The sequence below is a fragment of the Pandoraea apista genome (genome assembly GCF_001465595.2).
In the GTDB taxonomy this organism is placed as follows: Bacteria; Pseudomonadota; Gammaproteobacteria; order Burkholderiales; family Burkholderiaceae; genus Pandoraea; species Pandoraea apista.
In genome coordinates, this window is record NZ_CP013481.2 from 3,224,362 (window position 1) to 3,238,233 (window position 13,872).

The 13,872-nt window shown below is 63.9% G+C and carries 11 protein-coding genes; 7 read left to right on the forward strand and 4 right to left on the reverse strand.

Annotated features, from left to right (window positions below):
• Positions 1-78 precede the first annotated feature (78 nt).
• Together AT395_RS14725 and AT395_RS14730 are read right to left on the reverse strand one after the other, a co-directional pair.
• Positions 79-618 carry a GNAT family N-acetyltransferase gene (locus AT395_RS14725; protein ID WP_197090704.1) on the reverse strand — a complete coding sequence of 180 codons (540 nt, stop codon included), beginning with the start codon at positions 616-618 and terminating at the stop codon, positions 79-81.
• Between the two features lie 5 nt (positions 619-623).
• Positions 624-1,637 (reverse strand): LysR family transcriptional regulator, encoded by a 1,014-nt coding sequence (locus tag AT395_RS14730; protein WP_042116272.1) that lies wholly within the window; start codon positions 1,635-1,637, stop codon positions 624-626.
• 241 nt (positions 1,638-1,878) lie between these two features.
• Here AT395_RS14730 and AT395_RS14735 point away from each other — a divergent pair, with 241 nt between their 5' ends.
• The 7 genes from AT395_RS14735 to AT395_RS14765 all read left to right on the forward strand — a co-directional run bounded on the left by AT395_RS14735 (position 1,879) and on the right by AT395_RS14765 (position 12,582).
• On the forward strand, positions 1,879-2,787 hold the full coding sequence (locus AT395_RS14735) for an alpha/beta hydrolase (protein ID WP_082117926.1): 909 nt from the start codon (positions 1,879-1,881) through the stop codon (positions 2,785-2,787).
• Between the two features lie 27 nt (positions 2,788-2,814).
• Positions 2,815-4,182, forward strand: a complete 1,368-nt coding sequence (locus AT395_RS14740) for an efflux RND transporter periplasmic adaptor subunit (protein ID WP_224787440.1) — start codon at positions 2,815-2,817, stop codon at positions 4,180-4,182.
• Positions 4,183-4,268: 86 nt separating this feature from the next.
• A complete protein-coding gene (locus tag AT395_RS14745; protein WP_042116274.1) occupies positions 4,269-7,454 on the forward strand; it encodes an efflux RND transporter permease subunit in 3,186 nt (1,061 codons plus the stop codon).
• Positions 7,455-7,466: 12 nt separating this feature from the next.
• The gene (locus AT395_RS14750) at positions 7,467-9,053 is read left to right on the forward strand and encodes an efflux transporter outer membrane subunit (protein ID WP_048629582.1); all 1,587 of its coding nucleotides are present in this window, start codon (positions 7,467-7,469) and stop codon (positions 9,051-9,053) included.
• Positions 9,054-9,495: 442 nt separating this feature from the next.
• The gene (locus tag AT395_RS14755; protein WP_048629583.1) at positions 9,496-9,930 is read left to right on the forward strand and encodes an RcnB family protein; all 435 of its coding nucleotides are present in this window, start codon (positions 9,496-9,498) and stop codon (positions 9,928-9,930) included.
• A 468-nt stretch (positions 9,931-10,398) separates the two neighbouring features.
• On the forward strand, positions 10,399-11,514 hold the full coding sequence (locus AT395_RS14760; RefSeq protein ID WP_048629647.1) for an HPP family protein: 1,116 nt from the start codon (positions 10,399-10,401) through the stop codon (positions 11,512-11,514).
• Positions 11,515-11,754: 240 nt separating this feature from the next.
• On the forward strand, positions 11,755-12,582 hold the full coding sequence (locus AT395_RS14765) for a hypothetical protein (protein ID WP_048629584.1): 828 nt from the start codon (positions 11,755-11,757) through the stop codon (positions 12,580-12,582).
• A 35-nt stretch (positions 12,583-12,617) separates the two neighbouring features.
• On the opposite strand, the gene map is transcribed toward AT395_RS14765, so the two are convergent.
• Both map and AT395_RS14775 read right to left on the reverse strand, forming a co-directional pair.
• A complete protein-coding gene (gene map / locus AT395_RS14770) occupies positions 12,618-13,448 on the reverse strand; it encodes a type I methionyl aminopeptidase (protein ID WP_042116281.1) in 831 nt (276 codons plus the stop codon).
• Positions 13,448-13,702 carry a ParD-like family protein gene (locus tag AT395_RS14775; protein WP_042116283.1) on the reverse strand — a complete coding sequence of 85 codons (255 nt, stop codon included), beginning with the start codon at positions 13,700-13,702 and terminating at the stop codon, positions 13,448-13,450. The genes map and AT395_RS14775 overlap by 1 nt, the downstream gene beginning before the upstream one ends.
• Positions 13,703-13,872: the final 170 nt, after the last annotated feature.

A 13,872-nucleotide genomic window follows, 5' to 3' on the forward strand; every position in this document is an offset into this window, starting at 1 on the left:
GACAGTGGGCGCGAGCCGGGGAGTTCCGGGCTCAGACGTCTGGAAACATCTGGGATTTCGCGCAGGGCCAGTCCACCCTCAACGACGCGGCATAACCGTCTGGCGCATTGCGCAACGCCGCGCCGCAGGCAGCCCGGCAGCCACCTCATGCGCCAACACCTGCCTGAGCCGTTCACCCAGATCCGGCGCGGCAATCGGCACGAAACCCAGCCGGGTATAGAACGGCCCATTCCAGGGCACGTCGCGAAATGTCGTTAGCGTGAGCGCCGCCAGCCCCATACGCGCCGCATGCTCGGCCGCCGCCGTCATCAGCGCCCGCCCCACGCCGCGCGACTGCCAATCGCGATGCACGGACACTTCCCACACATGCAGTTCGTCGCCAAACACCTCGGCTTCGAGAAACGCGACGGGCTTATCATCTTGATCGACGGCCACCCACGCCACGCCCTGCGCGATCAGTTCTCGATGCCGAGCTACCGGCATCCCTTCACCGTCCGCCAACCAAGCCAGTTCCGGCAGCAGACGAAACAATTCGCCCGCACTCCGGTCAACCTGCGGCAGTGCGGGCGCATCGTCTGGCCTGGCGACGCGAATGCGCACCGCAGCCATCGCCTCCATCACCGTCAAACCACCACCTCCTGCGGCGCCATTTCCGTGCCGTACGAGGCCCAACGCCCCTCGGCATCGGTCGCTGCCACCGTCGGTTTGCACTGCACAGCGGTCTCGTCAAGGCCTTGGAGCAACGGGCAGCGCTCGAAGAGTTCGGCGATGAAGTCGACAAATACGCGAACCTTGGGCGACAAATGACGATTATGCGGGTACACAGCGGAAATCGGCATGGGCGGCGGCTTCCATTGATGCAGGACCTCGACCAGTTGGCCGGACTGCAAATACGGCAACGCCATAAAACGCGCCAACTGAACCGTGCCAAAGCCCGCCAGCCCCAGTTGCAGATAGGCCTCGGCGTCGTTCACGGCGATCGAACCCTGCATGCTGATCTCGACTTCCTTGCCGTCCACAAGGAATTGCTCGTCGATGACCCGCCCCGTGCGGCTCGAGAAATAATGCACCGCCGTGTGCCGTTGCAGATCGTCGAGCGTATGCGGCATGCCCATGCGCTCCAGATACGCCGGTGACGCGCACGTCAGGCTCTGGAACATGCCCACGCGCCGCGCGACCAGGCTTGAATCCTGAAGTGTGCCAACACGCAACACACAGTCGACCCCCTCCTGAATCAGATCGACCGGCTTATCGCCCATGCCGACCATGAGTTCGATTTCCGGATAGCGGTCGTGAAATTCGCACAGCGACGGCAGCACCACCAGCTTGCCGAGCGAGCCCGGCATGTCGATGCGCAACTTGCCGCGCACGCGTTGGCTGCTCTCCCGGAACGACGACTCGGTCTCCTCGATATCCGCGAGAATGCGCAGGCAACGCTCGTAATAAGCCGCGCCGTCGGGCGTGAGGTTGAGCCGCCGGGTCGTGCGCTGCAACAGCCGTGTGCCCAGATGCGCCTCGAGATTTTGAATAATCGTGGTCACCGAGGTGCGCGGCAAACCCAGATTGTCGGCCGCGCGCGAAAAGCTGTTCGCCTCGACCACTCGCGTGAAGACCTGCATCGCTTGTAAGCGATCCATGTTGTTTCCCCATTCAAAAGCACTGTTGCACTTGCCGATCCGGCATTTTGTGCCTCCGTCCCCGATGCATATGCATATTGGTCGGCGGCATAAGCCAATGCCCATAAGGCCGACACCGATTAGTCGAGCTGGCCGAACAGTGTTGCCAAATTATAGGCGTTTATCCTAATGTCCGTGGCCTCTAGACTTCGCTCCATCGAATGTCATGAGAGGGGTATCGCTCGCGCGAACCCGAAGCCCTATGTCAACCAACGCCAAGCCGAAATCGGGACGCCCGGTGCAAACGCACCACACCGAGGACGGACTGCGCATCGAAGAGGTGAGCATCGCCGGCCATGTGGGTCCGGTGACGCTGCGCCTTTACCGGCCCGCGGGCTCCGCCGCAGGTGCTGCCCATGAGACGGCCGGCGAGCCCGGCGTCGTGGTGCCGCTCGAGGCCCATCTGCCCGCCGTGCTGTACTTCCACGGCGGCGGTTTCTGCAACGGTTCGCTCGACGACGGGGACGTAGCCGCCCGCTATCTTGCCTCGCACGTGCCCGCGCTGGTCGTCTCGGTCGGCTATTCGCTCGCGCCGGAACACCCGTTTCCCGCCGCGCCCGAAGACGCCTGGTGCGCCGCACGCTGGCTTCAGCGCCACGCCCGCCGCTACGGCGCGAGCCCGCGCCGGCTGGCTGTGGTCGGTCACGACGCCGGGGGCAACATCGCTGCGGCGCTCACCATGATCTCGCGCGATCGCGGCGAAGTGGCGATTGCCGCGCAAGTACTGCTCGCCCCGCTGCTCGACCCCAGCATGACGCGTCTGGCCGACGGCCGCACGCCAAGCGATATCGAAGCGAGCGAGTGCGCCCGGTGTTATCGCGCCTATCTGCCGCATGCCACGCAGCGTTTGCACCCGTATGCCGCACCGCTCGAATCACGCCGTCTCGCGGGCCTGCCGCCCACGTTGATCGCCTCCGCCGAACATGACCTGCTGCATGTCGAAGCCGAAAAATACGCTGCCGAACTCATCGCGGCCGGCGTGCCAACGCAGGTCACGCGCCATCGCAGCGCGTCCCATCACGGCCTGGCCGCCCTTCCCGCCGCGTTGCGCGAGGTGGCCGCGTTCCTGACACGCCGGCTGGCGCCCCCCGCCACCGGCTCTACCCAGTGAGTCCATCCGATCCCGGAGATTTCAAAAATGACCACCCTCGCTCGCAAACCTGTACTCATTGCCGCCGCCGCTACGGTGGCGCTTCTGGCCATCGGCACGCTCACCGTCGTGCGCGTTGACGCCAGCACGCCCGCCGCCCAAGTCATGCCGACTGTGGAAGTGGATGTGGCCAACGTGATCTCGCGCACCGTGACCGACTGGCAAAGCTATTCCGGCCGGCTCGACGCGGTGGATCGCGTGGACATCAAGCCGCTCGTGTCGGGCACCATCACCGCCGTGCATTTCAAGGACGGTCAACTCGTGAAGAAGGGTGACCCCCTCTTCACCATCGATCCGCGCCCGTATGCGGCCGAAGTGGACCGTGCTGCGGCGCAGCTCGCGTCGGCACAAGCCCGTGACGTCTTCACCAGCACCGACCTTGCACGCGCACAGCGCCTGATCGCGGATAACGCCATCGCGAAAAAGGACTTCGATCAGAAGGAAAACGCAGCCCGTGAGGCGGTGGCCAACGTGAAGGCCGCGCAGGCCGCGCTGGAAACGGCACGCATCAACCTCGGCTACACGCAAATCGTGGCCCCGGTCTCCGGACGCGTTTCGCGTGCGGAGATCACGGTCGGCAACACCGTGTCGGCGGGCGCCCAATCGCCCGCGCTGACCACGGTGGTGTCGGTCTCGCCGATCTACGCCGCGTTCGACGTCGACGAACAGACCTATCTGCGCTACCTGTCGCGCGACACGGCCAAACCGAGCGGCGTGCCCGTCGATCTGGGGCTGGCCAACGAATCGGGCTACTCGCGCAAAGGCACCGTGTATTCCGTGGATAACCGCTTCGACACGACGTCGGGCACGATCCGCGTGCGAGCACGCTTCGACAACGCCGATGGCGCGCTCTTGCCGGGCCTGTACGCCCGCATTCGCGTGGGTGGCGGCGAACCGCACCCGGCACTGCTCGTGGACGAAGCCGCTGTCGGCACCGACCAGAGCAAGAAGTTCGTGATGGTCGTCGACCCGCAGAACAAGGTGCAGTACCGCGAAGTGCAATTGGGCGAGCGCCACGGCGGCCTCGTGGAAATCGCGGGCGGTCTGAAAGACGGCGAACGCATCATCGTGAACGGTCTGCAACGCGTGCGCCCGGGTGACACGGTCTCGCCGAAGGCCGTGAAGATGGCCGGCGACACGGGCAACGCGGACGACACCCACGATGTGGCCGCCACCGCTGTTGCTGCCAACGATGCTGCCCATGCGGCCGATACCTCGGCCAAAGCGGCTACGCCAGCCGCGAACGGCGCCAATGCCGCACAGAAGACTTCGCAGAACAGCAGCAAGGACGGTGCCGCAGCGCATTCGGCCGCCGCGAACCAGACGGGCGCGGTGACGAAGACGGCGTCGCGTTGATCGCGGCCGCACTGCCCCTACCGTTGGTAAGTCGCGTGCTGGCACACGTATTCATTGCACGCTGAACGACACCCCAGAGTTTCGTCATGAACATCTCAAAATTCTTTATCGATCGACCCATCTTTGCAGGGGTTCTGTCGGTCATCACGCTGCTGGCTGGCTTAATTGCCGTGTTCCAGTTGCCGATCTCGGAGTACCCGGAAGTGGTCCCGCCGTCGGTCGTCGTGCATGCCCAGTATCCCGGCGCCAACCCGAAGGTGATCGCCGAGACGGTGGCTTCGCCGCTCGAAGAGCAGATCAATGGCGTGGAGAACATGCTGTACATGCAGTCGCAGGCCAACAGCGACGGCAACCTCACCACGACCGTGACCTTCCGTCTGGGCACCGACCCGGACAAGGCTCAGCAGCTCGTGCAGAACCGTGTCTCGCAAGCGCTGCCGCGCCTGCCGGACGACGTGCAGCGTCTTGGCGTGACGACCATCAAGTCCTCACCCACGCTCACGATGGTGGTGCACCTGATCTCGCCGAACGATCGTTACGACATGACCTACCTGCGCAACTACGCGCTCATCAACGTCAAGGACCGCCTCTCGCGGATCAAGGGCGTGGGTGAAGTGCAGTTGTGGGGGGCAGGCGACTACTCGATGCGCGTGTGGCTCGATCCGGCCAAGGTCGCCCAGCGCGGCCTGACCGCGTCTGACGTGGTGAAGGCCATTCGCGAGCAGAACGTGCAGGTTGCGGCCGGCGTGATCGGCGCGACCCCGGCCGGCCCGAATACCCCGCTGCAACTGAACGTGAATGCGCGCGGCCGGCTGAACACGGAAGAAGAGTTCCGCGACATCATCCTGAAGACCTCGCCCGACGGTGCCGTCACGCATCTGAGCGATGTGGCCCGCGTGCAACTCGACGCCTCGACATACAGCCTGCGCTCGTTGCTCGACAACAAGCCGGCCGTGGGCCTCGGTATCAATCAGGCACCGGGGGCAAACTCGCTGCAAATCTCGGACGATGTTCGCGCAGCGATGGCCGATCTGCAAAAAGATATGCCGCCGGGTGTGGAGTACCGCATCGAGTATGACCCGACACAGTTTGTGCGCTCGTCGATCAGCGCCGTGGTGCACACGCTGCTCGAAGCCATTGCTCTGGTGGTGTTGGTCGTGATCGTGTTCCTGCAAACGTGGCGTGCGTCGATCATTCCTCTGCTCGCCGTGCCGGTGTCGATCGTGGGAACGTTTGCCCTGCTGCTTGGCTTCGGCTACTCGATCAACGCGCTGTCGCTGTTCGGCATGGTGCTCGCCATCGGTATCGTGGTCGACGATGCGATCGTGGTCGTCGAAAACGTGGAACGTAACATCGCGGCCGGGCTGTCGCCGAAGGAAGCGACGTATCAGGCGATGCGGGAAGTGAGCGGTCCGATCATCGCCATCGCGCTCACGCTGGTCGCCGTGTTCGTGCCGCTCGCTTTCATGTCGGGCCTGACGGGGCAGTTCTACAAGCAGTTCGCCATGACCATCGCCATCTCGACGGTGATCTCGGCCTTCAACTCGCTCACGCTCTCGCCGGCCATGGCCGCCCTACTGCTCAAGGACCATCACGCCAAGCCGGATTGGCTCACGCGTCAGATGAACCGTTATCTGGGTGGCTTCTTCGGGGCGTTCAATCGCGTGTTCCATCGCGGCTCGGAGAAGTACGGGCACGGTGTGACCCGCGTGATCGGCCGCAAGGCCGTCATGATGGCGATCTTCGCCGTGTTGCTGGGCGTCACGGTGTTGCTGGGCAAGGTCGTTCCGGGTGGCTTCGTGCCGGCGCAGGACAAGGAATACCTGATCGCATTTGCTCAGTTGCCCAATGGCGCGTCGCTCGACCGCACCGAGACCGTGATCCGCGACATGTCCGCTATCGCATTGAAGACGCCTGGCGTGAAGAGCGCCATCGCCTTCCCGGGTCTGTCGGTCAATGGCTTCACCAACTCGTCGTCGGCAGGCATTGTGTTCGTCACGCTCAAGCCGTTTAGCGAGCGAAAGGACAAGTCGCTGTCGGCGGCTGCCATCGCTGCGAAACTCAACGGCGAATACTCGAAGAACAAGGACTCGTTCATCGCCGTATTCCCGCCCCCGCCGGTGCTGGGCCTGGGTACGCTCGGTGGCTTCAAGCTGCAAGTCGAAGACCGTGGTGCGCTCGGCTACGAAGCCCTGAACGACGCTACGCAGGCGTTCATCAAGAAGGCATCGCAGACGAAGGAACTGGGCCCGACGTTCTCGTCGTATCAGATCAACGTGCCGCAACTGAACGTGGATCTCGATCGCGTGAAGGCCAAGCAACTGGGTGTGCCGATCACCGACGTGTTCGACACCATGCAGATCTACCTCGGCTCGCTGTACGTGAACGACTTCAACAAGTTCGGTCGCGTGTATCAGGTTCGCGTGCAAGCCGACGCGCCGTATCGTGCGCATGCCGACGACATCGGCCTGCTCAAGACGCGCAACAGCAATGGCGACATGGTGCCGCTCTCGTCGCTGGTGAAGGTCACGCCGACGTACGGTCCCGAAATGGTGGTTCGCTACAACGGCTACACCGCCGCCGACATCAACGGCGGGCCGGCCCCGGGTTACTCGTCGGGTCAGGCGCAAGCCGCGGTGGAGCGCATTGCGGCGGAAACGCTGCCGCGCGGTGTGAAGTTCGAATGGACCGACCTGACGTATCAGCAGATTCTCGCGGGCGACTCGGCACTGTGGGTGTTCCCGATCTCCGTGCTGCTGGTGTTCCTGGTGCTGGCCGCACAGTACGAAAGCCTGACACTGCCGCTGGCCGTGATCATGATCGTGCCGATGAGCATCATGTCCGCGCTGTTCGGTGTGTGGCTCACGCGAGGGGATAACAACATCTTCACGCAGATCGGTTTGATGGTGCTCGTGGGGCTCTCGGCGAAGAACGCGATTCTGATCGTGGAATTCGCCCGGGAATTGGAAATGCAGGGCCGCACGGCCATCGCTGCCGCCATCGAGGCGAGCCGACTGCGACTGCGCCCGATTCTGATGACGTCCATCGCGTTCATCATGGGTGTGGTGCCGTTGGTGACGTCGAGCGGTGCCGGTTCGGAAATGCGTCATGCCATGGGCGTGGCCGTGTTCTTCGGCATGATCGGGGTGACCGGATTCGGTCTGATCCTGACGCCGGTGTTCTACGTGCTGCTCCGTACGCTGGCAGGCAAGAAGCCGCTGCATAGTGCGCACGCGTCGACCATGCCCGCCAACGTCAAGGCCGAAGTCTGAAGGATGCCAATCATGCAATCGCAATGGATCAAACGCAGTCTGGGTGTCTCGAGCCTGCTCGCTACCCTGCTGGTGGTGGCGGGCTGCTCGATGGCCCCCACTTACGAAGTGCCGAAGGTGACCGACAAGGGTATGCCCACGGCGTTCAAGGAAGCCGCACTCCCGGCCGGTGAAGCCGGTACGTGGAAGACCGCCGAGCCTTCCGAGGCCGTGGCGCGCGGCGAATGGTGGAAAGTGTTCGGCGACGCCACGCTCGACAAGCTCGAAGAAGACGCGCTGTCCGCCAACCAGAATCTGAAGGCCGCCGCCGCCCGCGTGCAGGAAGCACGCGGCGTGCAGCGACAGGCTCGTGCGGCGCTGTTCCCGACGCTCGACGCCGGGTTCGGCCCGACTCGCCAGAAGATTTCGCCCGCCTCGCAGCTTCAGCCCGACGGCACGAATATCGCGCCGTACACGCTGTGGCGTGCGCAAGCGAGCGTTGGCTACGAAGTCGACCTGTTCGGCCGCGTGTCGGATAACGTGGCGGCGGCCCGCGCCGACGCCGAGCAAAGCGAAGCGCTGTTTCACTCGGTGCAGCTCGCCTTGCAAGCGGACGTGGCGCAGAACTACTTCAACCTTCGCGAACTCGACGCCGAACAGGCGCTGTACACGCAAACGGTAACGCTGCGCGAAGAGGCCCTTAAGCTGGTGCAGCGCCGCTTCACTGAGGGCGATATCGGCGAGCTTGACGTGGCGCGCGCCAAGGCCGAACTGGCCACAGCGCAATCCGATGCGCTGGCCGTTGCACGCCTGCGTGCGGCATCGGAACATAGTCTGGCGATTCTGCTCGGCAAGACGCCTGCGGAGTTTTCATTCGCGCCGTCGCCGCTGGTGCCCGTCGCGATCCGCATTCCGGCGGGTCTGCCGTCGGCCCTGCTCGAACGGCGTCCGGATATCGCGGCGGCCGAACGCGCAATGGCGGCGGCGAACGCACGCATCGGTGTTGCGAAGGCGGCTTTCTTCCCGTCGCTCTCGCTGACCGGTTCGGGCGGCTTCGAGGCGGCCACGCTGGGCGACCTGTTCAACTGGTCGAGCCGCACCTTCCTGCTGGGCCCGGTAGTCGGCGGTCTGCTCTCGATGCCGATCTTCGATGGCGGTGCACGCAGCGGCAATCTGTCGCGTGCCCGTGCGCAATATGAAGAGGACGTGGCGAACTACCGTCAACAGGTGCTCGTGGCGTTCCAGGAAGTCGAGGACAACCTGTCGAATCTGCGCCTGCTCGCGGCACAAACGCGTGCGCAGGACGATGCGGTGAAAGCGTCGAGCCGCGCCGCGCAACTGTCCCGCACGCAGTATCAGGAAGGCTCGATTGCGTATCTCGATGTGATCGATGCCGAGCGTACCGTGTTGCAGTCTCGACGCAGCGCGGTGCAGCTCGCAGGCGCGCAAGCCGTGTCGACCGTCAACCTGATCCGCGCCCTCGGCGGCGGCTGGGGTGACGTGCCGGCATCAGGCGCAGCCCCTGCGGCTCCGGGTTCACCGCCGGCTCCGGCAGCGGCTGCCACACCTGCGACGGCTGCGGTGTCGTCCGGCGGCAATGCCACGGTGGCTGCCCGCTGAGCGCACCCGACAGACCGAATAGCGCGTCAGCAAGACGGAGGGGACGGCCCGGCTTATCGAGCCGCCGCAGACCATCCCCCCGTATCGAATGCATCGAACCGGCGGCCGCACTCGTCCCCCCCAAGACGAGTGGCACGCCGACCTGCCCCCGACGCGCGCCAAGCACGCCGCCGGTCTCGATGCACCCGGCCACCTGACGGTAAGTGTTGGAAAGGTTTCTTCCCTGCGTCCCTGCTTGCCCGGTGCATGCCTGAGTCACACGACATTCGGCATGCCCGGGCTTTTTTTTGCGCTGCGATGGTAGGATGGATGCACGGTTCTCGCTTCCGCCGGCTCCTGCACACCGTGTGAAACCCGCGGACACGACGACCGTCACTGGCAAGTCATCTCGAATGCTTCCCCCGCGTGCGGTCTTCCGACCCTACGACAAGGAGTGCAAACAATGAAGATGCGCAAGACACTGTCGCTTTGCCTCGCCGCCGGTCTGGCGGTTTCCTCCACTCTCGCCTTCGCCCAGGGCGGACCACCGCCACAAGGTGGCCCGGATAACCGCGGCGGACCGCCGGGACAGCGGCCGGGCGGTCCTCACGGTGGCCCACCGGGCCATAGCCCTCAACACGGTGGGCCGAAGGGCCAACATGGCGGTCCGCCGCCGCGCGGCCCTGCGGAGGACACCTGGCAACACCCCGACTGGCGCAAGGGCGACCGCGTGCCGCAGCAGTATCGTGATCGTCAATACGTCGTCGAAGACTATCGCCAGTACCGTCTGAATCCGCCACCTCGCGGTTACCACTGGGTTGGCGTGGGCGGCGACTTCCTGCTCGTGGCCATCAGCACCGGGCTGATCGCGCAGATCGTGCTCGGCAGCGGACGCTGACTCGTACAGCTCGTCCGCGAAACGGGCTGACGTCCACCGACTCGCCAGTCTTGCGGCAGGGCCGACACCCTGCCGCATTTCCCCCTCTCACACGCCTCGTATCCAATATCCATCTCGGCGCGCGGACCCCGTACCACCGGCTTGTTGCCTCGTGCCACCCGCAGCATCACCTACCTCTGCTGAATCCCCACAACACCGGCATCCTCCGCGTTACCAACCTCAATCACCTCGCCCATCTCGCCCACCTTCCGCCCACCCCCGAAGCGAGCCGCACGCATTTGACGTCTCGTTTTCCTCGAAATGGTGCACCATTTCGCCACCTCATAAGGTAGACCGGTATCTTCGCTGCGGCGCAGCATTAAAATCACGGCCTCTTCCCCTCAAATCCATCGATATACGATATATCATGCACAAAATATCAAAACGTCGCTCCCAATCGGTGCGACCGATGGAAGGGATGACATGGCAATGACGCGACGTGACGTGAGGGATTGGCTGGCCGGTTTTCTGCCGGCCGTGGTCGCTGTGCAATGGAAAGAGCGACTTCGCGCCGGGTTTGGCGCACTGTGCGGAATCGCGCTGACCGGGGGCCTGACGCTGTGGATGCTGGGTCCGGCCACTGCCATCCCCTGGCTGGTCGCGCCGATGGGCGCCTCGGCCGTGCTTCTGTTCGGAGTGCCCGCCAGTCCCCTCGCCCAACCGTGGTCGATCCTTGGCGGCAATCTGGTGTCGGCCCTCGTTGGCGTGACTTGTGCAATGTTTATCCCGTCGCCGGTTCTCGCCGCCGCCACTGCGGTTGGTGTCTCCATCGCGCTGATGTTCACGTTGCGCTGCGTGCATCCGCCCTCGGGTGCCGTTGCGCTGACAGCCGTGCTTGGCGGCCCCGCCGTGCATTCGCTCGGCTACGGCTTCGTGCTCGAGCCGATCGCCCTGCAATCGGTGCTGCTGCTTGGATCGGCGATCGGCTACCACGCCCTCACCGGTCATCGATATCCGCATGCGGTCCGGTCGCAGGCCCCTGCCCGCTCCGCCAACGCTGCGGCCATTCCAGTAACAACGGCCGATGCCGAGAAGGCACTCGCTCGCCGCAGCGAGATGCTCGACATTTCCGCGGAAGACCTGGCCAGCCTGCTACGCGACACGCAACGCGAAGCCTATGCGCGACGTGCCCGCGAGTTGACCTGTGCGGATGTCATGTCGGCTCCGCTCGCGAAAGTGCAGGCAAGCGACGAAGCACCGGCAGCATGGCGTTTGTTGCAGCGTCACGGACTCGACGCGCTGCCAGTCGTCGACAGCGACGCACGTGTGATCGGGCTGGTCACGCGCCATGACCTTCATACGCGCCGGGCACGACGTCAGCACTGGCCGCGCTTCGGTGTCGCGCTTGGCACCGGGCAGCGCCCGGCTGTGCGCGATCTCATGCAAGGGAATCTGAAGACTGCCACAGCCAGTATGCCGCTCTCGGAACTGGTGCCGCTGCTCATGACGCAACGTCACGGCACGCTCCCCGTGCTGGACGAGGCGGCGCGGCTCGTCGGTGTCGTCACGCATGCAGAAGTCCTCCGCAAAGTCATGGCAGCCTGAAGCGCCGCCACCCGACGTCCACTCGTAAGGCCCGCCCCGCGAGATACTTGACGTGGCGCGGGCGCCCCTTTCTGCACCCGCGTCTTACCTCCGCTTCCTTCCGCTTCCTTCCCCAACGCCGCCGGTCTGCGCCGTCTGCGTATTTGTCAGCCCCAAGCCGATCTGCAAGAATGGCGGCGTCGTGATGCGTTCACGCCAGACAGCTTCGATCAACGAAGCGATATTCGCTCAAGGGGAAACATGGAACCGATTACGTTCAAGCAGTGTTTCAAAGGAGCATGGCGCGACGGCTTCAACGCACTACGTAATCGTCCGTTGCTATGCCTGACAGTTGCCATCGTCATGCTGGTCACTTCGGCACTTAGCATTTCACTCAAGGAACTGGCGCTCACTGCGTCGCAAAACGGCGCGCCAGCCGGGTTCCGGCTACGCCTCGCAGTCATGTCTTTCGGCGTGGTGCTCGTGAATATCGTGGCGTTCTCGGTCCTTGCCGTTCACGTCGTGCGATACACGATTCTTGGCCCCGACACTGCGCAGCATTCCCATTGGTACGGACGCGATCTGTGGCGCTATCTCTGGACATCGATCCAGATCTGCGTGGGCCTGTTCGCGGTGTGGTTCATTGCGGCCCTCTGCGCCGCATTCGCCTTGCGCGCAGCGGGGCGCGGCGATTCCAACGCGCTCCTCGGCACGTTTTTCGTGCTATTGATGTGTGCGTTGCTCTTCGTGCTGATTCGCGTGTCGTTGATCTTCCCGCAGATCGGCGCGGGGCGCAGCAAGCGCTGGCGCGCGGCGTGGCAAGACTCTCGCGGTCACTTCTGGGTGATGGTCGGTACGACCATCGGCACTATCCTGCCGCTGATCGTTGCCGGCGTGATCATGGCGATTCTGTTCGCGGTGGTTCTGCACTTCATTCCGGCCGCGACGACCGTCGTGCTCGGCACACTGATCCTGCAAACCGTACTGTCCATCGCGTGGGTAGCCGTGGCCACCAGTGTGTCCGGCTGGCTGTATCACCGCTTCGCCGACCATCTGCTAATGCTCGACGACGCACCCGACGACGTCTGAGGCGCACCCGCTGCGCCCCAGCGCATCCATGGAGATCAGGCCGCGTCGGCGGTGGCCGCGCTGCCCTCCAGCGAGCCGAAGCGGGCATATTCACCCAGACCGTCGGGCCATTGTGTGAGCACTTCGAAACCCGTTTCGGTCACGGCCACCATGTGTTCCCACTGCGCCGACAACGAACGGTCGCGCGTAACGACTGTCCAGCCGTCTGCCAGTTGTTTCGTGTCGGGCTTGCCGACGTTGACCATCGGTTCGATGGTAAAAATCATGCCCGGCCGCAGCGTAAGCCCCGCACCTTGACGCCCGTAGTGCAGCACTTGCGGATCGTCGTGGTAGGTGGTGCCAATACCGTGCCCGCAATAGTCGCGCACGATGCTGAAGCCCTCGCGGTGGGCCACCGTCTGAATCGCATAGCCTACGTCACCGAGTGTTGCCCCGGGGCGCACCGCACGAATGCCCGCGAGCATTGCCTCGTAAGTCGTGTCGACCAGACGCTTGGCGAGAATGCTCGGCTTGCCCGCGTAGTACATGCGACTCGTATCGCCGAACCAGCCGTCCTTGATGAGGGCGACGTCGATGTTCACAATATCGCCGTCATGCAGCTTCTTCTCACCGGGAATGCCGTGGCACACGACATGATTCACCGACGCACACACCGTCTTCGGATAGCCGTGATATCCGATGTTCGCAGGGATCGCCTTCAGCTCGTTCACGATGAAGTCGTGACAGATACGATCGAGTTCATCCGTCGTGACACCCGGCTTGACGTGTTCGCCGATCATCGCGAGTACCTGTGCGGCCATCTCGCCTGCGCGACGCGACAGAGCAATTTCTTCTTTCGAGCGAATAACAACGCGTTCGCGCACCATTACGCCACCTTGTTAAATGCGGTGACAGGAGCACCGGTTGCGGGGGGAGCGATGGCGCCGGCCTCACTGGACGATGCGGCATCGGATTCGATGAGCTTGCGGCAAATTTCGCCATAGCTCAGCGACGGATTCAGTTCGGCGAGCATGCCGACACGCAGCCAATGTTCGGCTTGCGCGTTGATCGAGCGACTGAGCGCGCCACTGGTATTGCGCAGCGCCTCATGCATTTGCTCCGATATCTTGACGATACCCATATTGCGGACCTCTATATACGAAATGACTACGAAACGTATATTAACAGGCTTGTGCGAACTTGTCTCCTCCGGCCGCTCGCCTGTTCGCTCGCTTTATGAACAGCAACCGGCCGGGTTCGATCGGGTACGGTTCGACTATCATGACGTCCAGCCATGAAAATCGGCAGCGG

What these genes read in the sequence shown, in the direction of transcription:
- AT395_RS14725 (WP_197090704.1), bottom strand. Translation starts at nt 618, where the DNA reads ATGGAGGCGATGGCTGCGGTGCGCATTCGCGTCGCCAGGCCAGACGAT.
- AT395_RS14730 (WP_042116272.1), bottom strand. Translation starts at nt 1,637, where the DNA reads ATGGATCGCTTACAAGCGATGCAGGTCTTCACGCGAGTGGTCGAGGCG.
- AT395_RS14735 (WP_082117926.1), top strand. Translation starts at nt 1,879, where the DNA reads ATGTCAACCAACGCCAAGCCGAAATCGGGACGCCCGGTGCAAACGCAC.
- AT395_RS14740 (WP_224787440.1), top strand. Translation starts at nt 2,815, where the DNA reads ATGACCACCCTCGCTCGCAAACCTGTACTCATTGCCGCCGCCGCTACG.
- AT395_RS14745 (WP_042116274.1), top strand. Translation starts at nt 4,269, where the DNA reads ATGAACATCTCAAAATTCTTTATCGATCGACCCATCTTTGCAGGGGTT.
- AT395_RS14750 (WP_048629582.1), top strand. Translation starts at nt 7,467, where the DNA reads ATGCAATCGCAATGGATCAAACGCAGTCTGGGTGTCTCGAGCCTGCTC.
- AT395_RS14755 (WP_048629583.1), top strand. Translation starts at nt 9,496, where the DNA reads ATGAAGATGCGCAAGACACTGTCGCTTTGCCTCGCCGCCGGTCTGGCG.
- AT395_RS14760 (WP_048629647.1), top strand. Translation starts at nt 10,399, where the DNA reads ATGACGCGACGTGACGTGAGGGATTGGCTGGCCGGTTTTCTGCCGGCC.
- AT395_RS14765 (WP_048629584.1), top strand. Translation starts at nt 11,755, where the DNA reads ATGGAACCGATTACGTTCAAGCAGTGTTTCAAAGGAGCATGGCGCGAC.
- map (WP_042116281.1), bottom strand. Translation starts at nt 13,448, where the DNA reads ATGGTGCGCGAACGCGTTGTTATTCGCTCGAAAGAAGAAATTGCTCTG.
- AT395_RS14775 (WP_042116283.1), bottom strand. Translation starts at nt 13,702, where the DNA reads ATGGGTATCGTCAAGATATCGGAGCAAATGCATGAGGCGCTGCGCAAT.